Source organism: Bacteroides xylanisolvens XB1A (assembly GCF_000210075.1).
Taxonomy (GTDB): domain Bacteria; phylum Bacteroidota; class Bacteroidia; order Bacteroidales; family Bacteroidaceae; genus Bacteroides; species Bacteroides xylanisolvens.
Genome location: NC_021017.1, coordinates 1,948,768 through 1,964,714 on the forward strand (window position 1 = coordinate 1,948,768; position 15,947 = coordinate 1,964,714).

Below are 15,947 nucleotides of genomic sequence, written 5' to 3' on the forward strand. Positions count from 1 at the left end.
ACGCGTGTCATTATCAATGGTTACTTTATATCCCAATTTTTCGGATAATACATCCGCCAACGGCCTTTCCTCAAAATTGAATTGACTGAAGCTATACCCTGATTCAGGATTTACACGTCCCGACACATTTACATTAATATTTAAGATCTTCTCTTTATTAATAGTGAGCTTCTTTATAAAATTGAGAATATGCTTGCATAACTCATTCATCCCTTCGATTGAGTTCTCAAACTTATAAGGTATATTCATTTTCAATTCTACCATATCGCCTTTGAAATTTATCAGTCCGATGTTGACGGCGAATCTTTTGATGTCTACACCCAAAAAGTAACCGGATTCCGGATTAAGCCCATAGAGGTTGGGATGGCGTCCGCCACTAGTCTCCAATTTGCCATAATCATTAATATATCCGTCATCACACATTTCACCGATAAATTTGGTGACAGTTGGTACACTTAAATCCAGCTCTTTTGAAAGATCGGGAATTGTAGAACTTCCATTATATATATAATGTGTAATAATCCTCTTTTTGACGAGAGCGCTTTTAGAGCCCTTTTCTATTTCTTTCAAGAATTGTTGGTTCATAACTATGCATATTTGGTAATTCACACAAAGATAATTAATTTTTTTATTAATACGTGGTTTTGAAGCCTTGAAAATTAGAATATCTTGAATGTTATATTTCCTATATACTATGTAATGGATTTATATATAGGATAATGTAGCTATGGATGATTGTGGATATAATAAATGAAAGAAGATGATTTGTGAGGTAATTCCTCCTTCTATTAATTAATAATGCGAGAAATAATGATTTTATTAATAAAATATTTTATTATCTATTGTTTGTTTAATAAATATAGTTATATTTGTGCCGTGATATTATTAATAAAACTCTATATCCTTAAATGAATTTAGTATGAGAAACTATTTTTTAGGTCTGTGTTTATTATTTGCTTTGTGTTTTACAGCATGCTCTCATTCAGATGATTCTGTTGATGTGCTAATTATTGGTGGAGGTGCCAGTGGAGTGACTGCTGGTATTCAGTCTGCTCGAATGGGGGCTGCAACATTGATAGTAGAAGAAACTGAATGGCTGGGTGGAATGCTTACATCTGCAGGCGTAAGTGCTGTTGACGGAAACTATGATTTGCCAGCAGGCTTGTTTGGTGAGTTTCGCGAACATTTGGCAGATTATTATGGCGGACTTGATTCTCTAAAAACCGGTTGGGTGAGTGCAGTGTTGTTTGAACCTTCAGTCGGAAATAAAATTTTCCATGAAATGGTTGATGTAGAGAAAAATCTAAAAGTATGGCATAATGCTACCTTGGTAAAGCTGGAAAGAGAGAAAGATGTTTGGATTGCTCAAATTCAGATGAAAGATAATACAATCAAAAAAATACATGCTAAAATATTGATTGATGGTACTGAATTGGGGGATATAGCAAAAATGTGCGGGGTGAAATATGATGTCGGTATGGAAAGCCGTCATGATACTAAAGAAGATATCGCTCCGGAAGAGAAAAATAATATAGTTCAGGATATTACATACGTAGCAATCTTGAAAGATTATGGTAAAGATGTGACTATTCCTTGTCCTGAAGGATATAATAAGGATGAATTTGCTTGTGCTTGTGCCAGTCATGTTTGTATCACGCCTAAAGAACCGGATCGTGTATGGTCTAAAGACATGATGATAACTTATGGAAAACTTCCTAATAATAAATACATGATTAATTGGCCGATAGAAGGCAATGATTATTATGTAAACTTGATTGAAATGACCCGTGAGGAACGTGAAGAAGCCTTGAAATATGCAAAACATTATACGATGTGTTTCGTTTATTTTCTGCAACATGAATTAGGTTTTAATACATTGGGCTTAGCTGATGATGAATATCCTACAGCCGACAAATTGCCATTTATTCCTTACCATAGAGAGTCTAGGAGAATCCATGGGCTAGTACGTTTTGATTTAAATCATGCTTGTGAACCGTTCAGGCAGTCTCAACCTCTTTATCGTACTTGTATTGCCGTGGGGAATTATCCTGTGGACCATCATCATACGCGTTATCATGGATATGAAGAGTTGCCTAATCTTTATTTTCATCCGATACCGTCATACGGTTTACCTTTAGGAACTTTGATTCCGAAAGATGTTGAAGGATTGATTGTTGCTGAAAAATCAATATCTGTTTCTAATATAATTAATGGTACCACTCGTTTGCAGCCGATGGTTATGCAGATCGGGCAGGCAGCGGGAGCATTAGCAGCTCTTGCGGTGAAAGAAGATAAAAATATAAGAGAAGTATCTGTTCGGGAAGTACAAAATGCGATTTTGGATGGAAAAGGATATTTATTGCCTTATTTAGATGTTGAGTTAGATCACCCAATGTTTAAGTCACTACAACGTATCGGCTCTACAGGTATATTAAAAGGTATAGGTAAAAGTGTTGACTGGTCAAATCAAATGTGGTTCAGAGCGGATACATTATTATTGGCAAATGAGTTGAAAGGATTGGGTGATGTTTATCCTTTTGTCAATAAGCAAATATTCGAAGGTAATAATACCATATCAATTCAGAAAGCTACAGAGTTAATAAGAGGAATTGCCGAAAAAGAAGGTTTTGAGATGAAAGAGGGTAGGGTAGAAGAGATATGGAATGAATTTGAATTGAAGGACTTTGATATGAATCGAGGCATCCTACGAAGTGAAATGGCTATTTTGATTGATCAGATATTAGATCCTTTCAATAATAAAAAAGTAGATATTACAGGACAGTATATTCAATAGGTAATAATAATATAAGTGTTAACTGCTGTTTTAATTAAACTAATATGAAAACATTAGATCGAAGAGACTTTCTAAAAAAAGCCACATTGGCTAGCGCGTCAGCCTTGACTGTACCAACTTTGTTTGAATCTTGTACTTCAAAAGCTAGTGCCAGTACAGTAGTGGCAACTGATGGTTTGGAAAGTAAACTCATTGTTCCTAAAAACAATGGCTTAAAAATTACCGGAACTTTTTTGGATGAAATATCACATGATATTCCACATCAGAACTGGGGTGAGAAAGAATGGGACTTGGATTTTCAGCACATGAAAAATATAGGAATTGATACGGTAATAATGATCCGTTCTGGTTATCGTAAGTTTGTCACTTTTCCTTCTCCTTATTTATTGAAGAAAGGTTGTTATATGCCTTCCGTTGACTTGGTGGATATGTTTTTACGTTTAGCTGAAAAGTATGGAATGAAATTCTATTTTGGACTATACGATTCGGGTAAATACTGGGACACAGGAGATATGACCTGGGAAGTGGAAGATAACAAATATGTAATTGATGAAGTTTGGGAAAATTATGGTTCCAAGTATAAAAGTTTTGGAGGATGGTATATCAGTGGTGAAATAAGCCGGGCAACGAAAGGAGCGATTGGTGCTTTCCATGCATTAGGAAAACAATGTAAGGATATATCTAATGGATTACCGACTTTTATATCGCCTTGGATTGATGGAAAAAAAGCAATCATGGGAACGACAAAAATGACTAAAGAAGATGCCGTTTCTGTACAACAACACGAAAAAGAATGGGATGAAATTTTTGATGGAATTCATGAGGTGGTAGATGCATGTGCATTTCAAGATGGGCATATTGATTATGACGAATTGGATGCGTTCTTTTCTGTCAATAAAAAATTAGCAGATAAGTATGGTATGCAATGTTGGACAAATGCCGAATCTTTTGACCGTGATATGCCAATTCGTTTTCTACCCATTAAGTTTGATAAACTTCGGATGAAGTTGGAAGCAGCTAAACGTGCCGGATATGATAAGGCTATTACTTTTGAATTTTCTCATTTTATGAGTCCGCAATCAGCCTATCTACAAGCTGGTCATTTATATGACAGATATAAAGAATATTTTGAAATAAAATAAATGTTATGAAGTCTACAATCAATTTTGGTTATCTTATATTCCTTTCTGTTGTGGCAGCATTGGGAGGCTTCTTGTTCGGATATGATACCGCAGTTATATCGGGAACAATTGCCCAAGTGACTCAACTTTTTCAATTAGATGCACTACAACAGGGATGGTATGTAGGATGTGCTTTAGTAGGCTCTATCGTAGGTGTTCTTTTTGCTGGAATCTTAAGCGATAAGTTAGGAAGAAAACTTACGATGGTTATATCAGCTGTGTTGTTTTCCACATCAGCTCTAGGATGTGCTCTATCAGCCGATTTTGCCCAATTGGTAGTTTATCGGATTATAGGTGGAGTAGGAATAGGGGTTGTGTCCATTGTTTCTCCTCTTTATATATCAGAACTAGCTGTAGCGCAGTATAGAGGACGTTTGGTGTCATTGTATCAGTTGGCTGTAACAGTTGGTTTTTTGGGAGCTTATTTAGTTAACTATCAATTATTGGCATGGGCGGAGAGTGGTACGCAATTAAGTGTGGATTGGTTGAATAAAATATTTATAACTGAAGTATGGAGAGGTATGTTGGGTATGGAAACATTGCCGGCAATCTTATTCTTCATTATCATATTTTTTATTCCGGAAAGTCCCCGCTGGTTAATCGTACGTGGAAAGGAATTGAAAGCTGTAAATATATTAGAGAAAATATATAATTCGATTACAGAAGCGAAAAGTCAATTAAATGAAACGAAATCTGTGCTGACCTCTGAAACAAAATCGGAATGGTCTTTATTGATGAAGCCTGGAATTTTCAAAGCTGTTATTATCGGTGTGTGTATTGCGATTTTAGGACAGTTTATGGGTGTGAACGCAGTACTTTATTATGGCCCTTCTATCTTTGAAAACGCAGGACTTTCAGGAGGAGATTCTCTTTTTTATTCAACAACGAATCAAGGGGTTTTCTGTTTTGGGTACTTTGCAAAATTTCTGTTTTTTGATTTATCAATGGTACTTTGGTATTTACACCGCCCTTTTTAGCAGATCAAACCTCATAATAGTTTGTTCAATAGAGATGCTTTTTTTAACAAATTAAAATGATGTTCCCTAGAACAAAATACTTTAGAACTTGTTCTTATAGTAGAGACGAATTTTTATGCTTAAATGATGTGAACAATGATACTCGTGTACATTTTATTGCTACATTTGTCGCCGAATCTATAACGAACGATTTAAACAACTAAAAATACAATGAAACTTTCGCCGAAATTCATATTAGCTTTTGTTCTGCTGATGCTATCTTTTAGCATGGGTGGAAATGCTATGAATTTTTCGGCTTATGCTTCAAACTGTGAAGCTTCTTGTCAACTGTCAGAATCGTCTTCTGATGTTAATCGTAATTCTTCTGTAGATAATCAGTCAGTTAGTTATGATAACTCGCAGTCATTAACTATTTCTGATGTAGAATTAGGATTTAAATTAGTAACTGAATCAAATTCTAATAATTATCGCCTGCGTAGAATCATTGAAATCAATGACTCCTTGAAAGACGTTATGCATAAGTTTCTCGTGTTAAGAGAGAATTCTTTAGTATTAGATCAAAGTAAATCTTTTTATTCGGATAAGGATCCACATTACTCCATTATGTGTAGCGATTACTATGTGTTCGCTCTAAGACATATCCTTATTTAGTTTATTTCCCCCTATTATCCGTTTTTTTTCGTACTCTGTATGAACTGTGTGACTTTTTCCTTTTAAAAGTTGCAGGGTCTGTAGCGCAGTGTGCCTAATCGAAATTTTTACTTCCTAAATAACTAAAATTAATTTCTTAACAAAAAACTTATTATGGAAACTACTAAAAAAACTCAAGTTGTAGGTATAAAAAATGCCGGTATCGTAATCATCTGCTGTTTAGTAATAGCTGTATGTATCTTCCAATTCCTATTAGGTAACCCGTCCAACTTTATGAACAATGACCCGAACAATCACCCGTTGAACATGTTGGGTACTATTTACAAAGGTGGTATCATCGTGCCTATTATCCAGACATTGTTGTTAACCGTACTTGCTTTGAGCATCGAACGTTATTTCGCTCTTCGTTCTGCTTTCGGTAAAGGTTCATTGTCTAAATTTGTAGCTAACATCAAAGACGCTTTAGCTGCCGGTGACATGAAGAAAGCACAGGAAATCTGTGACAAACAACGTGGATCTGTTGCTAACGTAGTAACTTCTACTTTGCGTAAGTATGAAGAAATGGAAAAGAACACATCTCTTCCTAAAGAACAGAAGCTGTTGGCTATCCAGAAAGAACTTGAAGAAGCTACTGCTTTGGAAATGCCGATGATGCAACAAAATCTTCCGATCATCGCTACCATCACCACTCTGGGTACATTGATGGGATTGCTCGGTACTGTAATCGGTATGATCCGTTCATTTGCTGCTTTGTCTGCTGGTGGTGGTGCTGACTCTATGGCTTTGTCACAAGGTATCTCTGAAGCTTTGATTAACACTGCTTTCGGTATCTTGACTGGTGCATTGGCTGTTATCTCTTACAACTATTACACTAACAAAATTGATAAATTGACTTACGGACTCGACGAAGTCGGATTCTCTATCGTGCAAACTTTTGCAGCTACTCACTAATTCTGCGAACCCTTATAAAATCTATTATTAATCATGGGTAGAGCGCAAATTAAAAAGAAAAGTACGTTCATAGATATGACCGCTATGAGTGACGTTACTGTATTGCTTCTGACTTTCTTTATGTTGACATCAACATTTGTGAAGAAGGAACCAGTGCAAGTTACCACTCCGGCTTCTGTATCGGAAATCAAGATTCCGGAGACTAATGTACTCCAGATTCTGGTTGATCCGGAAGGAAAAATATTTATGAGCCTCGACAAGCAGCAGGATATGCAGGCTGTCTTGGAGAGCATGGGTGAAGAGTATGGCATTAAGTTTACTCCGGAACAAGAGAAGAGATTTATGTTGTCTTCTACTTTTGGAGTGCCTATCAGAAGTATGCAGAAATATCTTGATCTCCCCGAAGATCAACGGGATAAGATCCTTAAGAATGAAGGTATTCCATGCGATAGTGTTGATAATCAGTTTAAATCGTGGGTACGTAATGCACGTACTGCTAACGCTGATCTACGTATTGCCATCAAGGCAGACGCTACGACTCCATACTCAGTGATAAAGAACGTTATGAACTCACTTCAGGATTTGCGGGAAAATCGGTACAATCTGATTACTTCTCTCAAAGCAGAATCTGAAAATTAAAAAGGAGGAAATACAATGAGTGCTGAAGTACAAGAGAGCGGCGGAAAAAGAGGAAAGAGCAAGCAAAAAAAGATAACTGTCCGGGTGGACTTTACACCGATGGTGGACATGAACATGTTGCTGATTACTTTCTTTATGCTTTGTACCACACTGAGCAAACCTCAGACGATGGAAATAAGCATGCCGAGTAATGACAAAGATATTACTGAAAACCAGAAGAGTATGGTGAAGGCTTCACAGGCAATTACACTATTGCTGGGGCCTGATAATAAACTCTATTATTATGAGGGAGAACCTAATTATAAGGACTATACCTCGTTGAAAGAAACTAGCTACGGTGCAAATGGACTGCGTGCCGTACTTCTTCAGAAAAATGCTGTTGCTGTCAATAAAGTAAGAGAATTGAAACAACAGAAATTGGATCTTAAGATAACGGATGACGAATTTAAGAAGCAGGTTTCCGAGATAAAGAGCGGAAAGGATACCCCGACCGTAATTATTAAAGCTACGGATGACGCTTCTTATATGAATCTGATTGACGCGCTGGACGAAATGCAGATATGTAATATTGGTAAATATGTGATAACAGACATTGCGGAAGCTGATGAATTCTTAATCAAGAATTTCGATGCGAAAGGTGGATTGTCACAGAACTTAGCCGATAATTGATGTAACACCCAAAAAAGAAAAGTAAAATGGCAAAATTAGATTTAGCTTCTTCGGAATGGTGTCAACTGATTTTTGAAGGCAAGAACCAGGCATACGGAGCATATAGAATGCGTGCCAATTCAACAAAGCGGCACAATGTCGCCATGTTGATTGTGGTAATCATAGCGGCAGTCGGATTTAGCATCCCTACACTGCTTAAGTTGGCAACTCCGGAGCAGAAAGAAGTGATGACAGAGGTGACTACCTTGTCGAAATTGGCAGAGCCGGAAATCAAACAGGAAGAGATGAAACGGGTTGAGCCGGTGGCGCCTCCTCCCCCTGCACTGAAGAGTTCTATCAAGTTTACTGCTCCTGTCATCAAGAAAGATGAAGAGGTGCATGAAGATGATGAGATCAAGAGCCAGGAGGATTTGAATGCTACTAAAGTATCCATCTCTATTGCCGACGTAAAAGGTAATGACGAGGCGAATGGTAAAGATATTGCTGACCTTAAGCAGGTAGTGACACAGGCTGCACCGGAACCGGAAAAGGTTTTCGATATGGTAGAACAGATGCCGACTTTCCCTGGTGGTCAACAGGAATTGATGGCTTACTTGGGTAAGAACATCAAATATCCGACTATTGCACAGGAGAATGGAACACAAGGTCGCGTTATTATACAGTTCGTTGTTGAACGTGATGGTTCTATCACTGATGTGCGTGTGGCTCGTGGCGTAGACCCTTATCTGGATAAGGAAGCTGTGCGTGTGGTAAAAAGTATGCCGAAATGGCTCCCTGGTAAACAGAATGGAAAAGCGGTACGTGTGAAATTCACCGTTCCGGTAATGTTTAGATTACAATAAAAGATGATGAAGAGACAATTTAGGCTGATAGGACTCGTAGCGTTGGTGGTGTTGAGTGCTTGTAACTCAAAATCGAAAGGGCCGACGGATACTTATTCTTCCGGTGTGGTATCTATTGCAGCGGATGAGAGTTTCGAACCTATCATACAAGAAGAGATAGAGGTGTTTGAAAACCTTTACCCTTTGGCCGGGATTGTTCCTCGCTACACAACTGAAGTGGAAGCGATTAATTTACTTCTGAAAGACAGTGTCCGGTTGGCTATTACAACCCGGACACTGACTAAGGAAGAAATGAATTCATTCCACAGCCGTAAATTTTTCCCTCGCGAGATAAAATTGGCAACGGATGGTCTGGCATTGATCGTGAATCGTGCTAATCCGGATTCTTTGTTGAGTGTACGTGATTTTCGCCGCATCCTCACCGGTGAGGTGAAAAACTGGAAAGAGGTAAATCCGGATTCCCGCTTGAAGGGGATTCAGGTGGTGTTCGATAATAAGAATTCCAGTACCGTACGTTTTGCAATGGACTCAATCTGTGGTGGAAAACCGTTGGCTGAAGGTAACGTCAGTGCCTTGAAAACCAACCAGCAGGTGATAGACTATGTAGTGAAGAATCCTGATGCCATGGGAGTTATTGGAGTTAACTGGCTGGGGAACCGCAGTGATACGACCAATCTTTCTTTTCGTGAAGAGATCAGAGTGATGGCAGTCAGTGCTGAAGATGTGGCAACTCCTGCGAACAGCTATAAGCCTTATCAGGCCTATCTGTTCTATGTTAATTATCCGCTGGCACGATCCATCTATGCATTACTGAACGATCCTCGCAGTGGGCTGCCCTGGGGATTTGCTTCTTTTATGACATCCGACAAGGGGCAGCGGATTATATTAAAATCCGGACTTGTTCCGGCTACACAGCCGGTGCGTATTGTCCACGTGAAAGACGAATAATAACTAAAATTAGAGACTATCATGAAACGAGTACAAATGTTTTTAGCTGGAGCGTTTATAGCAGTAGGGTCGCTCTGTGCGCAATCAACCGATGCCGAATGGCAGGCGGAAGTTGCCAAATTGAAAGAAACTATTCAGACGAATCCGGCACAGGCTGCTGAAGAAGCCGAGCATCTGATTAAAGGAAAGAATAAAAAGAATGTGGAACTTTTGGTAGCTATTGGAAATACGTATCTGGATGCTGACAAACTTCCCGAAGCGCAAGAATATGCAACTCTTGCCAGAAAAGCGAATGGTAAATCGGCTCTTGCTTCTGTATTGGAAGGAAATATTGCCATGAAGCAGAAAAATGCGGGTCTCGCTTCTCAGAAATATGAAGAAGCGATTTATTTCGATCCGAAATGTACGGAAGCTTATCTGAAATACGCAGATGTTTATAAATCAGCCAATGCAAGTCTTGCTATTGAAAAGCTGAACCAATTGAAAGCCCTGGAACCGTCCAACACAGCCGTAGACAAAAAACTAGCCGAGATTTATTATTTAAAAAATGATTTTAGTAAAGCGGCAGAAGCTTATGCGAATTTTGCAATGGGGCCTACTGCTACGGAAGAAGATTTGGTGAAGTATGCGTTTGCTTTATTTTTGAACCATGATTTTGAGAAATCGCTCGAAGTGGCTAATATGGGATTACAAAAGAATGCCCATCATGCTGCGTTCAACCGTCTGGCAATGTATAACTATACTGACCTGAAGCGTTTTGATGAAGCGATAAAGGCAGCGGACATCTTCTTCAATGAATGTGAAAAAGCCGATTATTCTTATTTGGATTATATGTATTATGGGCACTTGCTGGAAAGTCTGAAAAAATATGATGATGCAGTAATACAATATGAGAAAGCGGTAAAGATGGATCCGAAAAAGACGGATTTATATAAAAATATCTCTTCTGCTTACGAACAGAAGAATGATTATAAAAAAGCAATCAGTGCTTACCAGAAATATTATTCATCCCTTGATAAAGAAAAACAGACTCCGGACTTACAGTTTCAGGTTGGTAGACTTTATTACGGTGCTGGTACGCAACCTGATTCATTGACAATCACTGTTGAAGAACGCAAGCAGGCGTTGATGTCCGCCGATTCTGTTTTCCATGCAATTGCAGAAGCAGCACCGGATAGCTACTTGGGTAACTTCTGGAGAGCTCGTGCCAATTCAGCACTGGACCCTGAAACCACTCAAGGACTTGCGAAACCTTTCTATGAGGAAGTGGCTGCTTTATTGGAAAGCAAAAATGATCCTCATTACAATTCAGCTTTGGTTGAATGTTACAGTTATCTTGGATATTACTATTTGTTAGCGATCGAGAATCCGGCATTGAAGGCCGAAGCAAAGGCTAATAAAGATAAATCCATAGAATACTGGAATAAAATTCTGGCTATAGACCCCGCTAATGCTACTGCTAAAAGGGCATTGGACGGCATCAAATAGTGAATAATTTTAGTTGTTTGTCGTGACAGGAGGAGTGGAGAGTGATCTTAGCTCCTCCTTTTTTTGCACTTTTTTCTCCTTTTCTATTGGAATATTCAAAAGATTGCCTACATTTGCGGTGTACTATTACACTAATACACTAAGAAACATTGTTCATTAAACAGAAATGCTATGATTACAGTAGAAAATCTTTCATTTACTTATCGTAAATCGAAGCGTGCGGTATTACATGATTTTTCGCTTTCGTTCGAGTCCGGCAGGGTATATGGACTGTTGGGAAAGAATGGCGCGGGAAAGTCTACTCTTCTCTATCTGATGTCCGGGTTATTGACTCCTAAAAACGGCAAAGTGGTGTTTCACGATACAGATGTGCGCCGACGGTTACCGGTTACTTTGCAGGATATGTTTTTAGTTCCCGAAGAGTTTGAATTACCTTCAGTCTCTCTGGTTAGCTATGTGGAGTTGAACAGTCCTTTTTATCCCCGTTTCAGCAAGGAGGAGATGATTAAATATCTCCATTATTTTGAAATGGATATAGATATTGATCTCGGATCACTTTCTATGGGACAGAAAAAGAAAGTATTCATGAGCTTTGCGCTTGCTACAAACACTTCTCTTTTGTTGATGGACGAGCCGACCAACGGACTGGATATTCCCGGTAAAAGTCAGTTCCGTAAGTTTATAGCATCGGGCATGTCGGATGATAAGACGATTGTAATTTCTACGCATCAGGTTCGTGACATTGATAAGGTGCTCGACCATGTATTGATTATGGATGACAGCCGTGTGTTGCTGGATGAATCTACAAGTAATATTTGCGACAAACTCTTCTTTGTGGAGAGTGACAATCGGGAACTGGCGAAAAATGCTCTTTTCGCAATCCCTACTATCCAGGGGAATTACCTGATACTTCCTAACGAAGAACAGGAAGAATCGGAATTAAATCTGGAACTTCTTTTTAATGCTACGTTGGCTGCTCCTGAAGAGATAGCCCGATTGTTTCACACTCAAAAATAAAAGACGATGATGAAAGATACTTTTTTCAGTTTGCCTCGTTTTATGAATCTTTGCCGTAAGGAGATGGTAGAGAGTTGGAGATCGAATGTGCTTCGTATGGTGTTGATGTATGGAGTGATGGCGGTGGTATTGGTTTGGAACGGATATACTCAATATAATTATCACGATTCGGTTTATTTTATTCGTCATGCAAATACCGATCCTGCATGGGGATTTATATTGATGGCTTTTTTGTGGTTTCTATTTGTTTTCGGGTGCTTAAGTGCATCGCTGGTGATGGAGAAGATGAAGAATAAGACTAGTCGGCTATCCACATTAATGACACCGTCCACTCCTTTCGAGAAGTTTTTTTCCCGTTGGCTGATATCAACTATCGTATTTTTAGTTGTTTTTTTGATTGCTTTTAAATTGGCTGATTATACAAGAGTAATGGTTTATTCGCTTATCTATCCGGAGGTAAAAGAGGTGATACTCCCTGTCAATCTGGGAGATTTAGTCGGTAGCGGGAAACGGTGGTTTTTATTCAATGAAACGTATCAGTTGATATTAGTCCTTTCTATATATTGCTTTGTGCAGTCATTGTTCGTATTAGGTAGTTCTGTTTGGCCGAAGAACTCTTTTCTTAAAACTTTTGTTTCGGTTACAATCATTGTTCTGATTTATGTATTGATGGGAATGTTGACGGGTAATATGCTATTTCATGGAAACAACAATAAAGATTACGGCTATATTTTTTCTTCTTTCACGGAGCAACAAGTTTTCACCTTAGGAACCATAGCCTTTATGTTTTTTGCATTGGTTAATTGGGTACTTGCCTTTTTTCGTTTTAAGGAGTCCGAGATTATTCAACGTATGTAATACTCTAGCCTATGAATTTTAAAGAAAGTAAAGCCATTTATCTGCAGATCGCTGATAGGATCTGTGATGAGATACTTCTGGGGCAATTTGGGGAAGAGGAACGCATCCCTTCTGTCAGAGAATATGCCGCTATTGTGGAAGTAAATGCCAATACAGTGATGCGCTCATTTGATTATCTTCAGTCACAGAATATTATTTATAATAAACGCGGCATTGGTTATTTTGTCTCTACCGGTGCAAGGGAACTGATTCATTCTTTGCGGAAGAATACTTTTTTGAAAGAAGAACTGGATTACTTCTTCAAGCAGATTAAGACACTGGATATTCCTATCAAAGAGATAACCGATATGTACCGGGAATTTTGTAAAAAAGAAAAGTAAAACAAATATTATGAAACGTACAACTTATATATTAATTGGGCTTTTTGTAGCCGGACTTTGTGTGCTGGTAGGCGGAATGTTTGTGATGTATTGTCTGGGGAGGCCGCACTTTTCCAATCAAATAAATCTGCAAGGAGAGCAGCTAACCAAAGAAATCCCGGCTTGCCGGGTAATATGGCTTGCTCAAACGGAGATGCATACAGAAGAATGTAGTGTCTGGCTGGCAAATTCTTTTTTGCGAGTGCTGCCTTCAAAAGGAGAGAAAAATGAATTTTCCTGTTCGCAGAAAGTAAATGACTATCTGAAAATGACTGTCATGGGGGATACGTTGAAAATTCTTTTGGACTATCCGCTGGATAAACTCCTGCAAGAGTTAAAGGAAGCCAGATATGTAGCGATGATAACGGGAGACATGCAACTGAATCTGACGCAAGAAGTGGAATGTGTTGTAAATGATATTTATATGCAAAAGATTGTTCTTAAAAATTTGACAAAGGATTCTCTTTCCATTAATACTTCTAATTCTATGCAAGTGGATTCGTGCGATTTTAGAGCTTTGCATGTTGCCAGGAGTGGCAGGAATGTGGAATTTCAGAGTGGTAAGATCAATAATCTGCATTTGAATCTGAATATGATGGATAATTGGTCTGTAAATGTGCAAGAATGTCGGATTGATACGGAATACTTGACAGGTCACAATGGGAATGTGAAACTTCAAAAAGGAGAGTGCAAACGTATGTTTTGGATTCCTGAAAAGGATGATGCCAAATTACAGGTAACTTTGACCGAAAAAGCCTGTGTGACGATGATAGAATAAACTGGCATATAGATTAAAAAAGGAGTAAAGATGTATTTATCATATTTTACTCCTTTTTTATATGGTTATTACAATGCTTTTGTCAGAGTGAAGCAATCGATATCCGGTGCCCAGTTGTAACTATTACCCATGCGAATGGTGTTATATCCTGCTTTTAGTTCAACGGGAACTGTGATTTTGTTATGGTTATTATCCTCTCTCAGAGAATCTATTTTGGTAATAATGCCGTTGACATCCAGTTCTATCTGGCGTCCTTTACCGTATGAGTAATGGATAGTCATGTTGTAGCGTCCGCCATCTCCGCTATACACTTCCTTCCATTCGGCATAATTTTCCGGTTGTCCACCCAGGAAACCTACTTTCATTTTGCCGGAAGCTTCTTTGTCATTGGCATAAAGAATACCTTTAGGATTTTTACCTAGGTCGTTGAAAAGAGGCAAGTAAGCCCATTCTGCTTCGTACAGAGTCGGTTCCAGACGTGTTTCGCCTTCCATGCGGAGGAACATGGCACTGTGTGTCGGAAGCGTTTGTTCGAATGTGCCGGAGAAGCTGCCTAAATCGTTATGTTTTACGAGATCACGTACTTTTACATTTCCTCCAAATTCCAATGAAGAGAACGGGACGGAGAAACTGCATACGGTATCGGAGGGATTGTAGAGAGCCACAGCACGTACGTTTCCACGTTTCTGTTCAATATCTTTCACGAGTACATAACCTTCATTTTCATGTTGCGCTACGTATGCTTGCAAACCCAGCGGGTCTTGGTTGAGGGCAATCAATTCTTTGTTTTTCAGCAGTTCGAGAGAAGACTCCGGTATGTTTTCCAGGTTACATCCGATAAGCAAAGGAGAGCTCATGATACACCATAAACCGAAATGAGCTTCTTCTTCTGTCGGGGTAAGACCTTGGCCGCCCACTTTGCTGTCGTTACGGAATCCGATAACCATCATGTCCATGTCATTGTAATGTCCGTTGCCGGCATAGGCAGACAGGTAAAGATTCTTGCCGACTACATATCTTAATGAGCCCCAATGTGCGTTAATATCACCGCTGATACGCCAGGAGGTTGCTGCGTCTTTGGCCCAAGTACCCGGGAAGGCCCATCGGCAGATATTGATGGAAGCATCTTTGTTCACTTTGTCTATACTGTTCCGGATTGAAGTGTAGCGTTCCTTTTCATTAAGTCCCAGCGCATCTCCTCCGCAATAGTCAATTTTGATAAAGTCGAAACCCCAGTCGCCAAAGTATAATTGGGCGTCTTGTGGTTCATGCCCGTAGATACCAGCTCCTATACCTGCAGTGTCATTGTCCCACATGGAACCGCACGTACTATTACCCGCATCGGTATAAAGGCCGGCTTTCATTCCCAGGCTGTGAATATGATCCGCCACCGGTTTCATGCCGTTCGGAAACCGTTTTTCATTTGCAAGCATTATTCCGTTGTCGTCACGTTTTCCGAAATAGCCATCATCAACATTGACATAATGATATCCGACATCTTTCAAGCCTTTTTCCACCATTAGGTCAGCCTGGTGTTTGATAATGTCTTCACTGATGTCTACACGAAACGCATTCCATGAACTCCATCCCATGATAGGAGGATTGACTGCCTTTTCATTTTCCGAAAGAGTGGTTTGAGTCTTTGTACAACTGATGCACATAAAAGAAGCTACTGCTACTGTAAAGAGATAAATCCTGTTTCTCATGATATAATAGGTTGGTGTTTTCTTGCATT

Annotated in this window: 16 protein-coding genes; 14 read left to right on the forward strand and 2 right to left on the reverse strand. The window is 39.1% G+C overall.

The window, feature by feature from the left end; translation table 11 throughout:
• Nucleotides 1-585, reverse strand: a 585-nt coding sequence (locus BXY_RS07985; protein WP_208946789.1) for an ROK family transcriptional regulator, incomplete at its 3' end; no start/stop codon positions are given.
• A 334-nt stretch (nt 586-919) separates the two neighbouring features.
• On the opposite strand from BXY_RS07985, the gene BXY_RS07990 reads away from it, so the two are divergent.
• The 14 genes from BXY_RS07990 (at nt 920) to BXY_RS08050 (ending at nt 14,212) form a co-directional block, all read left to right on the forward strand.
• A complete protein-coding gene (locus BXY_RS07990) occupies nt 920-2,794 on the forward strand; it encodes an FAD-dependent oxidoreductase (protein WP_015531650.1) in 1,875 nt (624 codons plus the stop codon).
• Nucleotides 2,795-2,838: 44 nt separating this feature from the next.
• Nucleotides 2,839-3,936, forward strand: a complete 1,098-nt coding sequence (locus BXY_RS07995) for a DUF4434 domain-containing protein (RefSeq protein WP_015531651.1) — start codon at nt 2,839-2,841, stop codon at nt 3,934-3,936.
• 5 nt (nt 3,937-3,941) lie between these two features.
• On the forward strand, nt 3,942-4,952 hold the full coding sequence (locus BXY_RS08000) for an MFS transporter (protein ID WP_015531652.1): 1,011 nt from the start codon (nt 3,942-3,944) through the stop codon (nt 4,950-4,952).
• Between the two features lie 210 nt (nt 4,953-5,162).
• Nucleotides 5,163-5,603, forward strand: coding sequence for a hypothetical protein (locus tag BXY_RS23515; RefSeq protein WP_008771256.1), 441 nt, complete (start codon nt 5,163-5,165; stop codon nt 5,601-5,603).
• 153 nt (nt 5,604-5,756) lie between these two features.
• A complete protein-coding gene (locus BXY_RS08005; RefSeq protein WP_004306909.1) occupies nt 5,757-6,554 on the forward strand; it encodes a MotA/TolQ/ExbB proton channel family protein in 798 nt (265 codons plus the stop codon).
• Nucleotides 6,555-6,587: 33 nt separating this feature from the next.
• On the forward strand, nt 6,588-7,193 hold the full coding sequence (locus tag BXY_RS08010; RefSeq protein ID WP_004316570.1) for an ExbD/TolR family protein: 606 nt from the start codon (nt 6,588-6,590) through the stop codon (nt 7,191-7,193).
• A gap of 15 nt (nt 7,194-7,208) precedes the next feature.
• Complete coding sequence (locus BXY_RS08015; RefSeq protein WP_004316569.1) at nt 7,209-7,862, forward strand: ExbD/TolR family protein; 654 nt, start codon at nt 7,209-7,211, stop codon at nt 7,860-7,862.
• 26 nt (nt 7,863-7,888) lie between these two features.
• Nucleotides 7,889-8,704: an energy transducer TonB gene (locus BXY_RS08020; RefSeq protein WP_004316568.1), complete on the forward strand. Its 816-nt coding sequence runs from the start codon at nt 7,889-7,891 to the stop codon at nt 8,702-8,704.
• Between the two features lie 3 nt (nt 8,705-8,707).
• Nucleotides 8,708-9,652 (forward strand): PstS family phosphate ABC transporter substrate-binding protein, encoded by a 945-nt coding sequence (locus tag BXY_RS08025; protein ID WP_015531653.1) that lies wholly within the window; start codon nt 8,708-8,710, stop codon nt 9,650-9,652.
• Between the two features lie 21 nt (nt 9,653-9,673).
• On the forward strand, nt 9,674-11,140 hold the full coding sequence (locus BXY_RS08030; protein WP_055236633.1) for a tetratricopeptide repeat protein: 1,467 nt from the start codon (nt 9,674-9,676) through the stop codon (nt 11,138-11,140).
• Nucleotides 11,141-11,311: 171 nt separating this feature from the next.
• Nucleotides 11,312-12,157, forward strand: a complete 846-nt coding sequence (locus BXY_RS08035; protein WP_004316565.1) for an ABC transporter ATP-binding protein — start codon at nt 11,312-11,314, stop codon at nt 12,155-12,157.
• A 6-nt stretch (nt 12,158-12,163) separates the two neighbouring features.
• A complete protein-coding gene (locus tag BXY_RS08040; RefSeq protein ID WP_015531655.1) occupies nt 12,164-13,015 on the forward strand; it encodes a hypothetical protein in 852 nt (283 codons plus the stop codon).
• Between the two features lie 11 nt (nt 13,016-13,026).
• Nucleotides 13,027-13,395 (forward strand): GntR family transcriptional regulator, encoded by a 369-nt coding sequence (locus tag BXY_RS08045; RefSeq protein ID WP_008026532.1) that lies wholly within the window; start codon nt 13,027-13,029, stop codon nt 13,393-13,395.
• A gap of 10 nt (nt 13,396-13,405) precedes the next feature.
• Nucleotides 13,406-14,212: a hypothetical protein gene (locus BXY_RS08050; RefSeq protein ID WP_008026530.1), complete on the forward strand. Its 807-nt coding sequence runs from the start codon at nt 13,406-13,408 to the stop codon at nt 14,210-14,212.
• Between the two features lie 68 nt (nt 14,213-14,280).
• Here BXY_RS08050 and BXY_RS08055 read toward each other — a convergent pair whose 3' ends face one another.
• Nucleotides 14,281-15,918, reverse strand: coding sequence for an alpha-galactosidase D (locus tag BXY_RS08055; RefSeq protein ID WP_151921757.1), 1,638 nt, complete (start codon nt 15,916-15,918; stop codon nt 14,281-14,283).
• Nucleotides 15,919-15,947: the final 29 nt, after the last annotated feature.

Bases quoted from the DNA above. Each gene is read 5' to 3' on its own strand.
- BXY_RS07990 (WP_015531650.1), top strand. From the start codon at position 920: ATGAGAAACTATTTTTTAGGTCTGTGTTTATTATTTGCTTTGTGTTTT.
- BXY_RS07995 (WP_015531651.1), top strand. From the start codon at position 2,839: ATGAAAACATTAGATCGAAGAGACTTTCTAAAAAAAGCCACATTGGCT.
- BXY_RS08000 (WP_015531652.1), top strand. From the start codon at position 3,942: ATGAAGTCTACAATCAATTTTGGTTATCTTATATTCCTTTCTGTTGTG.
- BXY_RS23515 (WP_008771256.1), top strand. From the start codon at position 5,163: ATGAAACTTTCGCCGAAATTCATATTAGCTTTTGTTCTGCTGATGCTA.
- BXY_RS08005 (WP_004306909.1), top strand. From the start codon at position 5,757: ATGGAAACTACTAAAAAAACTCAAGTTGTAGGTATAAAAAATGCCGGT.
- BXY_RS08010 (WP_004316570.1), top strand. From the start codon at position 6,588: ATGGGTAGAGCGCAAATTAAAAAGAAAAGTACGTTCATAGATATGACC.
- BXY_RS08015 (WP_004316569.1), top strand. From the start codon at position 7,209: ATGAGTGCTGAAGTACAAGAGAGCGGCGGAAAAAGAGGAAAGAGCAAG.
- BXY_RS08020 (WP_004316568.1), top strand. From the start codon at position 7,889: ATGGCAAAATTAGATTTAGCTTCTTCGGAATGGTGTCAACTGATTTTT.
- BXY_RS08025 (WP_015531653.1), top strand. From the start codon at position 8,708: ATGATGAAGAGACAATTTAGGCTGATAGGACTCGTAGCGTTGGTGGTG.
- BXY_RS08030 (WP_055236633.1), top strand. From the start codon at position 9,674: ATGAAACGAGTACAAATGTTTTTAGCTGGAGCGTTTATAGCAGTAGGG.
- BXY_RS08035 (WP_004316565.1), top strand. From the start codon at position 11,312: ATGATTACAGTAGAAAATCTTTCATTTACTTATCGTAAATCGAAGCGT.
- BXY_RS08040 (WP_015531655.1), top strand. From the start codon at position 12,164: ATGATGAAAGATACTTTTTTCAGTTTGCCTCGTTTTATGAATCTTTGC.
- BXY_RS08045 (WP_008026532.1), top strand. From the start codon at position 13,027: ATGAATTTTAAAGAAAGTAAAGCCATTTATCTGCAGATCGCTGATAGG.
- BXY_RS08050 (WP_008026530.1), top strand. From the start codon at position 13,406: ATGAAACGTACAACTTATATATTAATTGGGCTTTTTGTAGCCGGACTT.
- BXY_RS08055 (WP_151921757.1), bottom strand. From the start codon at position 15,918: ATGAGAAACAGGATTTATCTCTTTACAGTAGCAGTAGCTTCTTTTATG.